Source organism: Bacillus sp. FSL H8-0534, from assembly GCF_038005885.1.
GTDB classification, from domain to species: Bacteria; Bacillota; Bacilli; order Bacillales; family Bacillaceae_G; genus Bacillus_A; species Bacillus_A pseudomycoides.
Genome location: NZ_JBBOUC010000001.1, coordinates 1099410 through 1115675, shown reverse-complemented (window position 1 = coordinate 1115675; position 16266 = coordinate 1099410). Strand labels below are relative to the sequence as shown.

At 34.3% G+C, this 16266-nt stretch carries 17 protein-coding genes; 12 read left to right on the top strand and 5 right to left on the bottom strand.

The window, feature by feature from the left end; all coding sequences use genetic code 11:
• Window positions 1–304 precede the first annotated feature (304 nt).
• Window positions 305–982, top strand: a complete 678-nt coding sequence (locus tag MHH71_RS05830) for an MgtC/SapB family protein (protein ID WP_003197014.1) — start codon at window positions 305–307, stop codon at window positions 980–982.
• 474 nt (window positions 983–1456) lie between these two features.
• Window positions 1457–1990, top strand: a complete 534-nt coding sequence (locus MHH71_RS05825; protein WP_006094575.1) for a GNAT family N-acetyltransferase — start codon at window positions 1457–1459, stop codon at window positions 1988–1990.
• A 291-nt stretch (window positions 1991–2281) separates the two neighbouring features.
• Here the strand turns inward: MHH71_RS05825 and MHH71_RS05820 are convergent, their stop codons facing one another.
• A complete protein-coding gene (locus MHH71_RS05820; protein WP_340722988.1) occupies window positions 2282–3952 on the bottom strand; it encodes an IS200/IS605 family accessory protein TnpB-related protein in 1671 nt (556 codons plus the stop codon).
• A 316-nt stretch (window positions 3953–4268) separates the two neighbouring features.
• Between MHH71_RS05820 and MHH71_RS05815 the strand changes: the two genes are divergently transcribed.
• Both MHH71_RS05815 and MHH71_RS05810 read left to right on the top strand, forming a co-directional pair.
• Window positions 4269–4475: an alpha/beta-type small acid-soluble spore protein gene (locus MHH71_RS05815; protein ID WP_003197017.1), complete on the top strand. Its 207-nt coding sequence runs from the start codon at window positions 4269–4271 to the stop codon at window positions 4473–4475.
• A gap of 268 nt (window positions 4476–4743) precedes the next feature.
• Complete coding sequence (locus MHH71_RS05810) at window positions 4744–5973, top strand: MFS transporter (RefSeq protein WP_003197019.1); 1230 nt, start codon at window positions 4744–4746, stop codon at window positions 5971–5973.
• 464 nt (window positions 5974–6437) lie between these two features.
• On the opposite strand, the gene MHH71_RS05805 is transcribed toward MHH71_RS05810, so the two are convergent.
• The gene (locus tag MHH71_RS05805; RefSeq protein ID WP_033798829.1) at window positions 6438–7037 is read right to left on the bottom strand and encodes a LysE/ArgO family amino acid transporter; all 600 of its coding nucleotides are present in this window, start codon (window positions 7035–7037) and stop codon (window positions 6438–6440) included.
• Between the two features lie 121 nt (window positions 7038–7158).
• Between MHH71_RS05805 and MHH71_RS05800 the strand changes: the two genes are divergently transcribed.
• The 3 genes from MHH71_RS05800 (at window position 7159) to MHH71_RS05790 (ending at window position 9904) form a co-directional block, all read left to right on the top strand.
• Window positions 7159–8613 carry an aminotransferase-like domain-containing protein gene (locus tag MHH71_RS05800; RefSeq protein WP_006094594.1) on the top strand — a complete coding sequence of 485 codons (1455 nt, stop codon included), beginning with the start codon at window positions 7159–7161 and terminating at the stop codon, window positions 8611–8613.
• Between the two features lie 63 nt (window positions 8614–8676).
• Entirely contained in the window at window positions 8677–8844 is a 168-nt protein-coding gene (locus MHH71_RS05795) for a DUF3933 family protein (protein WP_003197025.1), read from the top strand.
• Window positions 8845–9070: 226 nt separating this feature from the next.
• The gene (locus tag MHH71_RS05790) at window positions 9071–9904 is read left to right on the top strand and encodes a VanW family protein (RefSeq protein ID WP_018781341.1); all 834 of its coding nucleotides are present in this window, start codon (window positions 9071–9073) and stop codon (window positions 9902–9904) included.
• Between the two features lie 265 nt (window positions 9905–10169).
• Here MHH71_RS05790 and MHH71_RS05785 read toward each other — a convergent pair whose 3' ends face one another.
• Window positions 10170–11099, bottom strand: a complete 930-nt coding sequence (locus tag MHH71_RS05785) for a patatin-like phospholipase family protein (RefSeq protein WP_018781340.1) — start codon at window positions 11097–11099, stop codon at window positions 10170–10172.
• Between the two features lie 88 nt (window positions 11100–11187).
• Window positions 11188–11355 carry a YjcZ family sporulation protein gene (locus MHH71_RS05780; RefSeq protein ID WP_003197032.1) on the bottom strand — a complete coding sequence of 56 codons (168 nt, stop codon included), beginning with the start codon at window positions 11353–11355 and terminating at the stop codon, window positions 11188–11190.
• 239 nt (window positions 11356–11594) lie between these two features.
• On the opposite strand from MHH71_RS05780, the gene MHH71_RS05775 reads away from it, so the two are divergent.
• From MHH71_RS05775 to MHH71_RS05755, 5 genes are all read left to right on the top strand, one after another.
• The gene (locus MHH71_RS05775; protein WP_003197034.1) at window positions 11595–12332 is read left to right on the top strand and encodes a YwqG family protein; all 738 of its coding nucleotides are present in this window, start codon (window positions 11595–11597) and stop codon (window positions 12330–12332) included.
• Between the two features lie 206 nt (window positions 12333–12538).
• Window positions 12539–13699 (top strand): transglutaminase domain-containing protein, encoded by a 1161-nt coding sequence (locus MHH71_RS05770; RefSeq protein ID WP_006094592.1) that lies wholly within the window; start codon window positions 12539–12541, stop codon window positions 13697–13699.
• A 312-nt stretch (window positions 13700–14011) separates the two neighbouring features.
• Window positions 14012–14209, top strand: coding sequence for a DUF4083 domain-containing protein (locus MHH71_RS05765; RefSeq protein WP_018781339.1), 198 nt, complete (start codon window positions 14012–14014; stop codon window positions 14207–14209).
• A gap of 39 nt (window positions 14210–14248) precedes the next feature.
• Complete coding sequence (locus tag MHH71_RS05760; RefSeq protein WP_006094590.1) at window positions 14249–14710, top strand: NUDIX hydrolase; 462 nt, start codon at window positions 14249–14251, stop codon at window positions 14708–14710.
• Window positions 14711–14810: 100 nt separating this feature from the next.
• On the top strand, window positions 14811–15317 hold the full coding sequence (locus MHH71_RS05755; protein WP_006094589.1) for a hypothetical protein: 507 nt from the start codon (window positions 14811–14813) through the stop codon (window positions 15315–15317).
• 59 nt (window positions 15318–15376) lie between these two features.
• Here the strand turns inward: MHH71_RS05755 and nadE are convergent, their stop codons facing one another.
• Window positions 15377–16195 carry an ammonia-dependent NAD(+) synthetase gene (gene nadE, locus MHH71_RS05750; RefSeq protein WP_003197043.1) on the bottom strand — a complete coding sequence of 273 codons (819 nt, stop codon included), beginning with the start codon at window positions 16193–16195 and terminating at the stop codon, window positions 15377–15379.
• Window positions 16196–16266 lie beyond the last annotated feature (71 nt).

The window sequence follows — 16266 nt, the reverse complement described above, 5'->3', positions numbered from 1 at the left end:
TTTCTTCGTAGCAGCGATTTATATGTCGAAAAATCAAAGTGGATTTATATAGTATGATGTTAGGTAATACATAAATTTAAGGTGTAAGGCTCAAATGCGAAAAGGTAATGAAATACCTTAATCAAATAATATAGACAAAAAAGCTGAAAGACATTTAAATTATAATGTTTTTCGGCTTTTTTAACTTGTAGGACAGAAAAGACTGGAAATGAAATTCTAAAAGAGTTATAGTTTAATGTTTAAGGAGAAAAAAGATGTTTAAGAAAAGAAATGATGAACATCATATAAGTAAGGAGAATGAAAAATGACATATGAATTTTTACTCAAATTAGGTTTGGCACTCTTTTTAGGTTTATTTATAGGCATTGACAGGCAACTAAAGAATAAACCACTCGGTGTGAAAACAAGTATGGTCATTTCTGTAGCAAGTTGTTTAATTACGATGGTTTCGATTGAATCTGTGAATGTTTACTCTTCACCAGGACATACAAATATGGACCCAATGCGTTTAGCAGCACAAATTGTAAGTGGTGTTGGTTTCCTTGGAGCAGGTGTAATTTTAAGAAGAAATAATGATGTGATTTCAGGATTAACAACAGCATCAATGGTTTGGGCAGCATCTGCTTTAGGGATTGCAATTGGGGCAGGTTTTTATATACAAGCAATCGTTGCAATGATTCTTATTATATTAGCCATAAATGTATTGCCACACCTTGTTAAAATAGCAGGTCCTTATTCTTTAAGACAAAGGGATTTAGCGATTAAAATTATCGTAAAAGAGCACCGAGAATTAGATGGCATTTTTAAACAAATTAAAAACTTAAACATGCAAGTGAAACGCGTGAAAATTAAAGATATTGATAGTGAATCTCAGCAATTAGAAATGGTTATATTAGCACCTGAAGATTTATATACAACCGAATTATACAGTTCCTTAAAGGAAATTGATCATATTGTTTCGGTTGAGGTTGAAAGTAGATAATTATAAAGTTTAATGAGTGAAACAAGGTTAAATCAAAAAAGGGTGATGAAATTCACCCTTTTTTATTTGAAAAGTATTGTTTTTTTACACTATTATGAGTAGTAATAACCAACCTTCAATTTTAGAAAAAATAAAGAAGTTAAGCGAATGATGAAGAACCTCCCATGATTAAAATTCCACTTTATCAGTAGGGAAAACAAGACCGATTTGTTGTCTAGCCTCCTTCATAATTTTTTTGCTCTAACCTTGAATAAACCGCTGTAAGAGAAAAGTCTTGTAATATACGTGAATCTTTGATAGATCTAGTTGCGATTGTATTTGTTCCAACTATTCCAACTTTAAAATGTTTTTGATATGAATTGCCATAGGAAATTAATTATATAGGGAAGAATGGGAAATATTAAATGATTTGCTTAATTGATATAGATGCTATGTTACCCTTTGGTATAATGAGGGACAAGAGGGGGAGACGAAATGGATATAACAATTAGAAAGGCAACAGAAAAGGATATAAAAGGGATCGCAAAAGTGCATGTTGATAGTTGGAAGATAACATATAAAGGAATAATATATGATGAAATCATAGACAATGCAACGTATGAAAGTCGGGAAAAGCAATGGGAAAATATCTTTAAACAAGCGGTAGGAAATGAATATAGGTATGTGGCAGAAACGTTTGATCAGAAAATTATAGGATTTATTGATGGTGGTCATGAAAGAACAGGAAAGTATAATTGTGACGGAGAACTGTATGCGATTTACTTATTGAAAGAATATCAAGGAAATAAATTAGGAAAGAGATTATTTCAAGAACTTGTGTCAGAATTTATAAAAAATGATATGTCTTCTGTATTAGTATGGGTTGTTTCTAGTAATCCTTCTAAGCTTTTTTATGAAAAATTCAGACCAGAACTTATTGATACAAAATTTTTGGAAAGGTTAGCTGTAGAAGAAACGGCATATTGTTGGAGAAATATTAAAAGTCTGTATAAGAGCTTAACATATTGAACTACCCCCACCTACCTCTATAAGAGCTTGAGGTGGGGGATTCTCCTGTCTCTGTCCTCACAAAAACAGTTCCTCTCGTTCAACAAAGAGGATACAACAATATAGAGTTCGGTAGTGTCTGTATGTAATGTAAGACGACCCATTCTATCTTCCGACGAAAGGTAAACAAAATAGGTACAGCTACTTTGTTCTTATATCGAGGATAGAACACTTTGTCATGCATCCAGTTCCTAGACTTGTTATCTGCTCTGGTAATAAGCGTGAAAATCTGGGACAAAGTGCTCTTTTTTATCATGCAAATAGTTTTGCTAGTTTTTTCTTTTCATTTTCAAACAAGTGTAACCGTTCGATTTGTAAGACTTCTTTCGGTTGATCTACATCGTATAGCTGATAGAAATGATGCGTGCGAATATCCAATCGATTGTTTAATTGATGCCAATGGCTCCAGTGATGTGCGTCTTTCTTTGGAATATAAGGCTGAAGCACCCCAGGTACTTTTTCTTTATACCCTAACCCTCGGCGCCCAATCGTAAAAGCCGCGGATTGATGAATAGAGATGCCGAATTTCCGCATGTATTTCATCTTTCCGGAGATTGAAGTGTAAGCGGGATTCACTTGAAAGACAGCCACACCCCTTTTATCTGCACGATTCAGAATTGCACTTGTCATCTTCTCATAAGCAAACATACTCCTCATTCGATTCGCATGTTTATTTCCATATCGATTCCCTGTTTTCGATTGGGTTGTATCTAACTTCTCGATGACAATCGGCTTGTTATACCGCTCCGCTAAGTCCACTAAGCGAATCGCTTCCACTTCGATGATCTTTGTGATTTGTCCTGTGGATTTACCCATGATAGAAAAACCAAGGGAACCACTTCCTTTGTAATTCCCATCCTTCGTTACATTCGCCCACGCAAAATGCTCAAGATTACAATCCAAACCAATGACACCATCTGATTTACTATAATTTGTGTGAGGATTTTCCGGTACATCGACTAAACATTTTACAATGTAATATTCCCCATAGTCTTCCACAGACCACGTAATTGGTTTACCGTGTTTTTTCTTATTTTCACACTGTAATTGAGTTATGATCACTTCCTCAATGATTTCTTGTCCATACGGGAACGTAACAGCTGGAAACATCAGTGTTTTTCCGGAACTTGTCGTCATCCATAATCCCTGTGTCTCAGGCACATACTGAAACACAAAATTCCCATGTTTGGCATCTTTACGGCCAGATAGAATGAGTTGTTTATTTCGAGAACGGGAAAAGAATGTTTTCCATTTGTCGTGGTTACGTACAAACTCGCGGGTGGTAAATTGAGAGCGAAATAGTTTTTTGCTTCCAAATACTGCGCTTGGAATATGCGTTTTATATGATGGAAGTTTCTGAGTTAAACGGTATTGGCTGTGGGTTAAAAGGCCGATTTTCGCCTGAATCCTTTTGATTTGAACATCTAAGTATTGGTGCTCAAACAGATATTCATTCAGCCAAATCAATGTGTCTTTTTTACGGGATAAGGAAATGAGGTTGTTGTGCTTTGCGAAGCGAGTGTTTTTTGGAAACGTCAGCTTTCCTTTTACACAACTTTGTTTGATTTTACGAAGGTTTGTCAGTTTTGTCCGTTCTTGTTTCAACTTTTTCTTAAGTTTCTTAATTTTCTCTTGTGTTTGTTTCTCATATCGTTTTTGTAATTCCATTAAACCTGTAAACAACGCCTTCGCTTCTTGCGCCGCACTGTTTGCATAGTAATCATTCAATTGATATTTCCGCTTGAGAACGAGATGAAGACTGTCTGTATATATCTTACGGTTCCAACGTTTTTCCCGAACAATCGTTTGAAATGCAAATCGTTTCGCCCGATTACATGTTTCGATTGTCTGTGTGACTACATCTACCATCTCATGGGGTAAATCTGTCTTATAGATCCGTTTCGAAAAATACGCTTTCTTCACCTGTTTTCACCTCATTTTATTTGATAAGATCATTATACATCAAAACAAACATACGTTCTGAAAAAAGAGACGTTTTCTTTAAAAAGAAAAAACCGAGAAGACCCCCACCTTCACTTGGTCTAGAGGAGGGGGTCTTTTCGGTTAACATAATAAAATATGAAGTTTTCAGCTTACGAATGTATTTAGCCTATGGGAAGGTGTATTCATACTAGGACTTTTATTCCAAAATTAAAAAATGTATATTTTTTACCAATAAATACCAAGTATAAAACGTGTAATTTTTAAACATTTTAATATATAAAGGAGGTGAACGGTAATGGCTAGAAATCGTAATTCAAATCAGTTAGTATCAAACGGAGCACAAGCAGCTCTTGATCAAATGAAGTATGAAATTGCACAGGAATTTGGTGTACAACTTGGAGCCGATACTTCTTCACGTGCGAATGGTTCTGTAGGTGGTGAAATCACAAAACGCCTTGTAGCTATGGCAGAACAACAGCTTGGTGGCGGGTATACTCGTTAATTTAAAGCAGTATGAGAGAAAGGAAGAATTCTTCCTTTCTTTTTTGTATAGTTTTTACTAAAACAAAAGTGAGTTTTCCATTTAATAGCACGAATATACTGTTGTAAGGATTGGAAAAATAGAAGTAATGCTATGATATACTCCAATTTCTTTTGTTATATAAGTTGAAAAGCAGACAAAATGTGATAGCCCTGATGAAATTTAAAAATGAATTTCATCAGGGTTACTATATGGAAAGAAATACGTGAGGAAGGGTCTCGAAATCAACATGCTAAAAAAAGAAAACTGTTGTTTAATTGCACTTGCATCTGTTCCACTTGTTATGACATTAGGAAATTCCATGCTAATTCCAATCCTTCCGACACTTGAAAAAAAACTCCATATCTCTTCTTTTCAAGTATCCATGATTATTACAATATATTCTATCGTTGCTATTGTATTGATTCCGATTGCTGGGTATTTATCGGATCGCTGGGGACGTAAAATGGTAATGGTTCCAAGTTTGTTAATTGCAGCTATCGGTGGTGCAATAACGGGTTGGGTATCATGGAAAGTGGAAAATCCATATGTTTGGATTCTAATTGGAAGAGCGATTCAAGGGATAGGTGCTGCTGGAGCGATGCCAGTTGTAATCCCATGTGTTGGTGATTTATATAAAGATGAAAAACAAGTAAGTACGGGATTAGGGATTATTGAAACGTCAAATACATTTGGGAAAGTTCTAAGTCCAATATTAGGTTCTGCTCTCGCAGCAGTAGTATGGTTTTTACCATTTTGGGCCATTCCAGTTTTATGTGCTGTTGCTATCATCTTATTATTACTGTTAGTAAAAGCAAAGAAACAAGAAAATCAAGCACCACCTTTCAAAGAATTCATTCAATCAATCGGTTCAACTTTCCAAGAAAAGGGAAGATGGTTAGTCGCAATTTTTGCATTAGGTGCTATCATTATGCTCATATTATTTGGAATTCTTTTTTATTTGTCTACGATATTGGAAGAGAAATATAACATTCATGGAATTTGGAAAGGCTGTATACTTGCGATTCCGTTGCTTGTATTATCAATAAGTTCATACATGGCAGGAAAGAAAATTGGTGATGACCAAGATGTTATGAAAAAATGTATATATATCGGATTTATATTAGCAGCCGCGTCTGTTATACTTCCATTATTTTTAAAAGGCATTTACTTGTTAATTCTTTGTCTTGTTGTTATGGGAATGGGAATCGGGATTGCTTTACCGTGTTTAGATGCTCTTATTACACAAGGGATTGAAAAAGAACAAAGAGGAACTGTTACCTCTTTTTATAGTTCAATGCGTTTTACTGGTGTAGCAGCGGGACCACCTCTGTATGCTTACTTTATGAAGGGGACAGATCATGAAGTATTTTATTTAACCTGCATATTTGCAGTTGCTGGAGCAATTATTACAATAGTGTGGATTAAGCCTAAAAAGAATAATAAACCTTTAAATTCAGTTCCGGAACCTACATCTTAATTCAAAATTTTATAAGGTCTATCAAAAAGTCCATCTGCAAATGATTGCAAATGGACTTTTTTAATATATCATTTCAACCTGTTAATTCTCTTTCGTATGATCAACATAGTGATCATAATCAGGTATTGCCAGTTAATCAAAATTTTCAACAAGTTTATTTAGGCACGCTGTTAATGGCTTACCGGATATCGGAATTCCATATAAGTAACTGCTCCTTTTATGAACATTATACAAGAAATACAACTTTAATTATTGTTTAACAATTATCTATAAAGTGAAACTTTAATCAGTGGGGGGTTTCTTCATCCCCCACTGATTATTAGTTGAACTAATCGGGCTTTTACGGGCAGTTCATCCCCCTCCTAACTCCGTTGCTTTTGCCAAATTTTGAGGTGGGGGTCTTACTGCCCGTTAATGCGGGATAAATATACTGAACCGTTATACTTTCTTTTCTAAAAAATGAGTTATTTTAACATGTAAAGAGCAACTCCCCAAATAATAACCCCTGAAATTTTATTTAGAATTGCAATTGAGTTTCCTGATGAATTTAATTTTCCCAGCACGTGCCCTGCAAATGCTAAGCCAATAAACCAAAGCCAAGAAACTATAATTGTTGTAAAAGTAAAGGCCCATTTTTCGTTGCCTACATATTGAATAGAGTTTGTGCCAATGACGCCAATTGTATCTAAAATTGCATGAGGATTCAATAAGGAAACAGAAGCGGCAAAGATAATTTGCTTTTTGATAGTCATCGTTTTTGCTTCAATCGTCTCTTTTGTAGAATCACTTTTCCAAATCATCCATCCCATATAAATCAGAAAGAAAAATCCAATTACATAAAGTATTGTTGTTAGCCATGAAAAGGTCAGAAGCATAAGTGATACACCTTGTACTGCAATCAAAATTAAAATTGTATCGCAGATTGATGCGGTTAGAACAACTGGTGTAGCCCGTAAAATATTTGGCTGACTAGCACCTTGGTTAAAGACAAAGACGTTTTGTACACCTAATGGAATAATGAGTCCAAACGCAAGAACCATTCCGTGAAGAATTGCTTCAATCATTTTATTTCCTCCCATATAAATTACTGAAATATGATAGTGTATATTGTATAGAAGAAAATCGAAATTGTATCCATCCATATGGTTGGATAATAAACCAACCAAAAAGAAGTGAGGTGATAAAATGGAGCGATTTGACTGGAAGCCAAATGGATTCTCTCCGATTCCCTTATATAAACAAATTGAGGAATATATAAAAGAGAAGATTATAAATGGAGAATGGACGATTGGTACAAAATTACCGTCACAGCGAGCTTTTTCACAAGCATTTGAAGTGAATCGAAGTACAATTATAATGGCTTTAGATGAATTAGCAGCGCAAGGATTGATTGAGGGAAAGGGTAGAAGAGGAACAATTGTGAGAAACGATACATGGAGTGTATCAACTTTGGTGCCTCCTCCTAACTGGAATTCTTATGTAGAAACAGGTATTTATTATCCGAATCTTCCCACCATTCAAGAGATTAATGAAGCCGAATTTTATCCACATATCATTCGATTGGGTACTGGTGAACTTTCACCAGAACTTTTACCTGAAAAGAAAACGAAGCAAATCATGAAAGAACTTTCTCGTGGGAAAATTCCTTTAGGATATGAGGAACCAAGAGGAGACTTCAAGTTGAGAGAACAAATAGCCACGTATTTACAAAAATATGATATTTTTGCATCGCCGGCATCTATATTAATTGTTTCGGGAGCAATTCAAGCACTGCAACTTATTTCGATGGGACTTCTATGCAAAGGCTCATCCATTTTACTTGAAAAACCATCTTATTTATACTCCCTCAATGTTTTTCAATCTGCAGGAATGCGTTTGTTTGGTATTCCGATGGATGAAAATGGGGTTCAGCCATCACTTATTTCAAAATATAAAAGACGATTCAATGGTTCAATTTTATATACTATTCCGTCTTTTCATAATCCAACAAGTCTTGTCATGAATGAACAAAGAAGGCAAGACGTTATGAAAGTATGTAATGAAATTGGATTACCTATAATTGAAGATGCCGTGTATCAAGATTTATGGCTTGATTCGTCTCCACCAAAACCATTGAAGGCATATGATACAAATGGGATCGTATTACATATTGGAAGTATGTCAAAAGTCATTAGTCCGGGTTTAAGAATCGGCTGGGTTGTTGGACCAGAACCAGTCATTAAAAGATTGGCAGATATAAAAATGCAAATGGATTACGGCTCGAGTTCGTTATCACAACGAGTTGCTGCAGAATGGTTTGCAAGTGAGTTATATGAGAAACATATACAGCAAATACGAATTGAGTTGAAAAAACGGAGAGACTTTATGCTTGCAATGCTAGAGAAATACTGCAGAGATATAGCAACTTGGCAAATACCAAGCGGTGGATTTTATATTTGGCTACATATTGAACAAAACATTTCGATGCGGGAGTTGTTTGAAAAAGCATTACAAGAAAAAATTCTACTCAATCCTGGAAATGTGTATGATAGAAATGCAAGCCAATATTTACGTCTTTCTTATTCATATGCCTCAATGCATGATATAGAGAAAGGGATTGAAATGGTTGCGAGATTGATAAAGAATCTCTCAGTACAATAATCACAATTTTTAGAAGTGAAAAATGATATCATAAATACCAGTAATTGGAAAAGGAGAAGAAATATGAAACAATATGTCATTTGTCAGGTTATCGATGGAACAAAGTATTTAGCTGCCTATGCAGAAACAAAACAAGAAGCGATTGAAAAAGCAGAATTATTAGGGTTAAGGACGGGAAGCCGCTACGTTGTTGTTACTGCTGAAGAAGCGGAGGGATTACAGTATCCCTAATTGTTAAGCTACTAAAATAGAGAAAAAGAGTGAATCTAAGATTCGCTCTTTTTTCATATTTGTATAAAATTAACTTCAAATATCATTTCTTTGTTTCTAAGATAATACTATACTTATTTCTGTATATTATAATATTTTATTTGGAAACAGTAATAAGAATGCTGTATGAGCTTATAAGTATTATTTTAACCATAGAAAATACATAGATGATAGAGGAGAGAATAAAATGAATGAAGTAAACATACGGCCTAAAAAAAGGTCTAAGTATCGTATTATGTTAGGAACGTGGTATTACTCTGTAAAAAGGAATATTCAATGGTTAACGGATGGGAAAAAGTATGCTAAAACTTTTCAACAAGAAAAGTTACCTTGTACTGTTATACAGCATCGAACAATACTGCTTCGTAAACTTAAAGATGTAGATATGTGGTATCAAGAGAATAAAATTATTAATTTGAAAATCGCTATTAAACAGTTAAATGGTGTTGTAATTAAGCCGGGAGAAACATTTTCTTATTGGCGTTTAATAGGTAAGACTACAAAGAGAAAAGGGTATGTAGAAGGAATGGTATTGCATTATGGTACTTTTAAACCAGGAGTTGGAGGTGGGCTTTGTCAACTTTCAAATTTAATATACTGGATGACATTACATACAACACTAACCGTAACAGAGCGATATCGTCATAGCTATGATGTATTTCCTGATTCAAAGCGTACACAGCCGTTTGGAAGTGGTGCGACTTGCTCCTATAACTATCTTGATTTACAAATAAAAAATGAAACAGATCAAGCTTATCAACTTCATCTTTACGTGACAGACGAACACTTAGTAGGGGAATGGAGAACAGCCTATCCTCAGCTTTACCAATATGAAGTATATGAAAAAGAACATGCAATTAAGCCAGCGTATTGGGGTGGCTATATCCGATGTAATGTCATACATCGTAGAGCGTTTAATCAACAAAAACAGTTTGTTGAGGATCAATATGTAACGGGAAATCACGCAATAATGATGTATGAGCCACTTCTGGCGTATAGTAGTGGTAAAAGTGAGGAGTAGTACTTTATGAAGAAGCCTAATAAAATGAAACTTTAATTTTACGGGTAGTTAATCTTACCTCTAACATCTTTACTTTCGTTGGACTTTGAGTTGGAGGTATTATTGTTCGTAAGTAGTAGGATAAAACATTTAGTTTATTAGGCTTATTTCTTTTTTATGATTTAGTGGTCTTACAATATCCATGTGAAAATAATGAAAAAAGTAAATGAATACAGTAAGAAGTATTTTTCTAAGGATTCTATGGATAGTAATGCTAATTTCTTTTTCAAATTCGATTCCCATTTCTAAATCGATTAATATATGTTTTGAAATTCCAAGACTGTAAAAATTTTTCGGCAGCGTGAAAACCAGACTGATAAAGCCATTCTTTTTCCTCAGTAGTTAATTGGAATTTTGTACTTGTAATTGTTCCAGTTGGAATTGCAATGGTTCTTGCTTTCGATTCTTTATCTAGATGGCGTAAGTCATGTGCTTGCATCATCGTTTTGAATAAGCCTTTAAACATCGAGATGGGATCTTCATAAGGAACAGGTTCAGCTTGTATTTCATTTTTTACAAAATGAAAGCCAAAAGTTGGCCAACGGGGTATATTAGGTGAGTCAAAAATCCAAATTGGATAATTGCTAAGAAGACCTCCATCAACCATATAACAAGGTTGTTTCCATTTAGGTGTTTTCCATTTTACTGGTTCGAAATAGAAAGGGATAGTACTGCTCATTCTAACAGCTTTTGCGATAGAGAAATCTTGATTTGTAAATCCATAGTTTGGTAAATCATCAGGGAAAATAACCATCTTTCCATTACTAATATCTGAGGCAATGATTTTTAAGTTTTGTGGATTAGATAAGTCGCTAAAATTATGAATCCCTTTTTTGTGTAGTAAGTCTTCTAACCATGTTTCTAAAAAAACATTTGAATAAATCCCTAATTTAGCCCATGCATTTAATCCCTTTCCTACAAAAGGAATTTTATCAAGTAAAGTTTTTTTTATAAATTGATGATAATTAACGTTACTAATAATTGTTTTTAATTCTTCACAAGAGTAACCTGCTGCCAGAAGGGCTGCAATAATAGCTCCAGCTGATGTTCCCGCTACACGTTCACATTCATAGCCTTGCTTTGCTAATGCACAAATTGCACCAACATGTGCAATTCCTCGAACGCCGCCACCTTCAAAGACACCATCGATTTTCATAGGAATAATTCCTTTCAAAGATTGGATTTGCCGTATAGCAAAAAAGCACGTGATTCACGTGCTTTTTTACAATAGTTTTTAAAGCCACTTAGCAACCGATGAAGCCGCCACAGCAGCTAGCTCCAATGATGATTAGAAGGATGAATAAAACGATTAATAAAGCGAAACCGCCGTAACCGCAACCACCACCATAACCGCCGTAACCGTAACCGCCACCACAACTGTAGCCGTAACCGCCACCATAACCATAACCCATATGGAATGCCTCCTTATAATAAAAGTTGAAATAAAGAAAAATGAACAATTTGAGGATCTGCTATAAGGAATTATGAAAGATCGTGTTTGTAGGAACACTGTATACTATGCTGTTTTAAACTTATTCGCGTCCTAGGGATAAGCCTGTTTTTTTGAATAACTTATTTCGATTTTTTAGGATGAAGGATGTACTGTATGTGTGTTATGATACGGATAAGCACATTTACGTAAGGAGAAGTTATGAGAAACCAGATTGATTTATTAATTGATAAATATGATTTAACACATATAAAACCAGAACTATTAGCTACTATATTTCCATGTGTAAAAGTTATTCCGAGACAAGAGGAGTCACTTTCAATTGGCTGTTCAAAGATGGGGGGAATGCCTGATGTTCCATCTACATTTGAATACCCAACTTATGAAGGGAAAGCGTTAGATTTTATTGCACAATTCAATCTAGCTGACCTACAAGGCGTGAACATAGAGCATGACTTACCTGAAACAGGTATGTTGTATTTTTTCTATAATGGCAATTATCAATATGATGGTACTTGGCGTGTTCTATATTATAACGTTCCGCTAGAACAATTACAGAGGATAAGTGATCAACCATCAAAATATACACAATGTGCATTATCATTTAAGCTAACATATAAACTCCCTGAGCTATTTATTGAAGATGAAGCTGATTCGGATCGTTTTCTACAACTATTAGAGGAGTTAATGCCAGATCATTATGATAATCATCAAGTATTTGGTGAACCGTTCTCAGTGCAAAGAGAAGTATTTGAGGAGGCTGGAGAATATGCTGGTATTAATGATCAGGATATGACATTGTTATTCCAAGTTGACTCTGACTATACAAATTGTAATATGATGTGGGGAGATTTAGGGATGCTGTATTTCTGCATTGGAAATGAAGATTTAAAGCAACGTCGTTTTGAAAATACATGTTGTGTATTGCAGTCTTGTTAGAAGGAAAAGCAGTAGTTAATTCTTATTGAAGAGTTTACTGCTTTTCTTTTACGATATATTTTTTAAAAATTCGATATTTAGTGATGATAAAATAATGATTAATAAATATGCACAATCCCATATTTTCTTTTTGAAAAAGTATTGTATACTTTAAAAGTATATGAACATTTTTTATGATTTTAAGTAGAAGGGCGTGACAAGATGAGATGAAGAAATCAAACAAGTACTTAACAGCTGTCGCACTTTGTTCAACGATTATGATTGGTGGTTTACAAGTTCCTGCAGTATCTTATGCAGCTACAAATGAAAAAGTGGACGATATAAAACCGGATACCAAATTATTAAAAAATTTCCAAAAAGAATTAAAAAAACATATTGATAATCGTGAAGAAAATATTACAATCACATATAAAACAAAAGCTAAGAATGGTAGAGAAGTGATGGATACGCTCTATAAAGAGTATACTAAGATAGTAGATGCAGATGAGTACTTAAAATACAATGTAGCAAGTACAAAATATTCAATTCGTGGTATACCAGAAAATTATACTTTTACATTAAAAATTACATATCGTGAATCAAAAGAACAAACGCAACATGTAAAGGCGCAAGCAAAATCAATTATAAGTTCTATTTTGAAGGTTGGCATGGATGAGCATGAAAAAGTGAAAGCAATTCATGATTATGTTGTGAAACATGTTTCATACGATACTTCCTATAAAGCTTATACGGCGTATGAAGCGTTGGTGAATCGTTCAGCGGTTTGTCAAGGATATACATTATTAACCTATCAATTATTAAAAGAAGCAGGTATTCAATCCCATATCGTAACTGGGATGGGGGATGGGCAAGCGCATGCCTGGAATCTAGTGAATATCGATGGAAAATGGTATCATCTTGATACTACGTTTGATGATCCGGTTCCAGATAAAGAGGGACGTGTAACCTATTCATATTTTAATATGTCTGATGAACAATTCAGTAAAGATCATAGCTGGGATCAGAGTAAATATCCGGCAGCAACAACAAATTATTATAATGAATTAACAAGTAAAATCAAGGTAGGAAGTCCAAAAACACTGGTATATCAGCAAATGTTAAAGGATACAAATCTTGTATATTTATCTGCTAAATATGGAGCGGATAACTACAATGAATTAAAGAAAAAATTACAGAAGCAATTTGCAGGACAACCTAAAAAAGTAGAAGTGCGCTATAAGCGGTCTATGGATGGAACGATGCAAGATGTTAAAAAAGTATTAAATGAAATTTCTTGGCCAAACGGAGTGAAACGAGTTTCTTATCAAGTAGCCCCATATAGTGCGCAAGCTGACTATTCATTGGCGACGATTACGTTTAAGTATTAATGAAAAGAGTATCTTCCGTAGATACTCTTTTTTCTTAGTTGTTAGTAGAAAGAGAAGCTAAAATAGCTAAGTCATATAAAATGAAAATTTAATCAGTGGGGCTTTCTCCATTCCCCACTGATTATTAGCCCTCACCAATCCGGCTTTTACGGGCAGTTGATCCTCTTTGCTTCTGCTGAATTTTGAGGTGGGGATCTTACTGCCCACAAATAGAAGAAAACTATTATTTTTAGAATGGATAACACATAATTAAAACCCTATTTATTGTAAAGTTATGTTGAAATCATCAAAAATAGGAATCAGGTGAATGATGTGTCTTTATTTGAAAATGATATATTTGTAATGATTTACTTGTGCGTCATGATAGGCCTTATTGTGTTATTTGTCGTATCTTTCACTCTTTTCATTCGGAGATTACTAATAAATTCTTCCACAAAAAATGTTCATTCCGATCAGATAGAGAAGAAGCTCGATAAAATTATAGAATTACTTGAAAAAGATAAAAAATAATTAAATAGAATAGGTGAAGGATATATTGGAGGAGTTAAGATGGCTGATTATATTAGAAAATTAAGAACAAAAGTAGGGCATGATTATGTAATTTTGAATTTTTCTGGCGGCTGTGTTTTTAATGAAGTAGGTGAAGTGCTTCTTCAAAAAAGAGGGGATAATGGTGCATGGGGATTTCTTGGCGGGGCAATGGAAATTGGAGAATCGGCTGAAGAAACTGCAATTCGAGAAATAAGGGAAGAGACTGGGTATATGGTGCAAGTGGATGAGCTTATAGGCGTATATACAAAGTATTTTCATACATATCCGAATGGAGATCAAGCACAGACGATAGGAATGTTCTTTAAATGCTCCATAATTGGTGGAAGTAAAAATATAGATGGAGAAGAAACTTTAGATTTACAGTTTTTCCCGTTAGATCAAATGCCTGTACTATTTAATGAACAGCATAAGGATTGTTTGCAAGATATTCTGAAAGGGAAAACAGCTGTATATCGTTAACGAAAAAACTGCATTAAAAAGAATATCGTACATTTTTTATTTAGTTAATAGTTAGTTTGCTCTATTAGACAATAGACTTTAAAGACAAGAGGAAAAAGATATGACTTATGAATTTGTTTTTAAAGATTCCTTTATGGACCTGAGAAAAACTTATATACAAGAAACGAAAACGAATGAGGAAATACTACTTTATCCTAGATGGAGCTTTCCAAACGGAAAATATTCATTTTTTTGTAGGGAAGAAGAGTATAAGGCAATATCAACAAAAGAAAGCGTTATGTATAATGTATTTATAGTGTGTCATCCGGATGGAAGCGAAATTGCGAGAGTTAAAAATATACCATTGTTAAAAAAAGAGTCTATATTAAAAGAACTTAATTTAGTGTATGGTAAAAATAGTTATCAGATAAAGACTACGCTTGCATTTAAAAATATTACTATAAGTAAAGATGAAGAATTGATAATGACAGCCAATAAAATCTCCTCGATATATAAAAATGTTTTGAGTATGTATGATTACAATGTTAATGTTCATAATACGTTAGACTTGCCATTTGTAGTGTGGGTGGCAATTTTTAAAGGGATAGTGTTATTGATGAGACATTAATGCTTAAAAAATCCAGAAAAAGAAGCCAATATAAATTGACTTCTTTTTTCTTTATATGTTTATTTCCACCAATCATCAAACATTGATGCCGGTGTTTGTCTTTTATGTTCACTTACTGTATAACGTTTTTCGATTTTTTCTGCAACGTCTTCAGGAACTGCTTTTCCTTCTAAGTAATCATCTAGTTGATCGTATGTAATGCCTAATTCTGTTTCGTCAGCTTGACCTGGCTTTTCGTCTAATAAATCAGCTGTTGGCATTTTTAAGTAAAGACGCTCTTCAGCACCTAATTCTTGTAATAAAGCTCTTCCTTGACGTTTTGTTAAGCCTGTAAGTGGTAGAAGGTCAGCACCGCCATCTCCGAATTTTGTAAAGAATCCTGTTACAGCCTCAGCAGCGTGATCTGTTCCGATAACAAGTAAACCTTGTTGTCCACCAATTGCATATTGTGTGACCATACGAATGCGAGCCTTGACGTTTCCTTTATTGAAGTCTGTTAATGACTCTCCTAATAAGTCTTTATATTGATTTGAAAATGCATCAACTGTTGATGCAATATCAAAAGCAACAGATTGATCTGGCTGAATGAATTGTAACGCTAATTGTGCATCATCTTCATCTTTTTGCACGTGATATGGAAGACGTACAGCAATAAATGTTGCGTTGCCTCCTTCATTACGAACTTCTTCAACTGCAAGTTGTGCTAAGCGACCCGCTAGTGTGGAATCTTGTCCACCGCTAATTCCAAGCACAAATCCTTTTGCGCCGGTTTTTCTTAAATAGTCTTTTAAAAAATCAATTCGTTTACGAGTTTCTGCCTTCGGATCGATTACAGGTTGAACATGTAGTGCTTTCATAATTTGTTCTTGTAATGTCATTATGTTTTCCTCCTATTCATATAGAACAAGCAATACGTTTATATGTACTGATTCATATATCTCCACCCTTA

What these genes read in the sequence shown, in the direction of transcription:
- MHH71_RS05830 (WP_003197014.1), top strand. Translation starts at nt 305, where the DNA reads ATGACATATGAATTTTTACTCAAATTAGGTTTGGCACTCTTTTTAGGT.
- MHH71_RS05825 (WP_006094575.1), top strand. Translation starts at nt 1,457, where the DNA reads ATGGATATAACAATTAGAAAGGCAACAGAAAAGGATATAAAAGGGATC.
- MHH71_RS05815 (WP_003197017.1), top strand. Translation starts at nt 4,269, where the DNA reads ATGGCTAGAAATCGTAATTCAAATCAGTTAGTATCAAACGGAGCACAA.
- MHH71_RS05810 (WP_003197019.1), top strand. Translation starts at nt 4,744, where the DNA reads ATGCTAAAAAAAGAAAACTGTTGTTTAATTGCACTTGCATCTGTTCCA.
- MHH71_RS05805 (WP_033798829.1), bottom strand. Translation starts at nt 7,037, where the DNA reads ATGATTGAAGCAATTCTTCACGGAATGGTTCTTGCGTTTGGACTCATT.
- MHH71_RS05800 (WP_006094594.1), top strand. Translation starts at nt 7,159, where the DNA reads ATGGAGCGATTTGACTGGAAGCCAAATGGATTCTCTCCGATTCCCTTA.
- MHH71_RS05795 (WP_003197025.1), top strand. Translation starts at nt 8,677, where the DNA reads ATGAAACAATATGTCATTTGTCAGGTTATCGATGGAACAAAGTATTTA.
- MHH71_RS05790 (WP_018781341.1), top strand. Translation starts at nt 9,071, where the DNA reads ATGAATGAAGTAAACATACGGCCTAAAAAAAGGTCTAAGTATCGTATT.
- MHH71_RS05785 (WP_018781340.1), bottom strand. Translation starts at nt 11,099, where the DNA reads ATGAAAATCGATGGTGTCTTTGAAGGTGGCGGCGTTCGAGGAATTGCA.
- MHH71_RS05780 (WP_003197032.1), bottom strand. Translation starts at nt 11,355, where the DNA reads ATGGGTTATGGTTATGGTGGCGGTTACGGCTACAGTTGTGGTGGCGGT.
- MHH71_RS05775 (WP_003197034.1), top strand. Translation starts at nt 11,595, where the DNA reads ATGAGAAACCAGATTGATTTATTAATTGATAAATATGATTTAACACAT.
- MHH71_RS05770 (WP_006094592.1), top strand. Translation starts at nt 12,539, where the DNA reads ATGAAGAAATCAAACAAGTACTTAACAGCTGTCGCACTTTGTTCAACG.
- MHH71_RS05760 (WP_006094590.1), top strand. Translation starts at nt 14,249, where the DNA reads ATGGCTGATTATATTAGAAAATTAAGAACAAAAGTAGGGCATGATTAT.
- MHH71_RS05755 (WP_006094589.1), top strand. Translation starts at nt 14,811, where the DNA reads ATGACTTATGAATTTGTTTTTAAAGATTCCTTTATGGACCTGAGAAAA.
- nadE (WP_003197043.1), bottom strand. Translation starts at nt 16,195, where the DNA reads ATGACATTACAAGAACAAATTATGAAAGCACTACATGTTCAACCTGTA.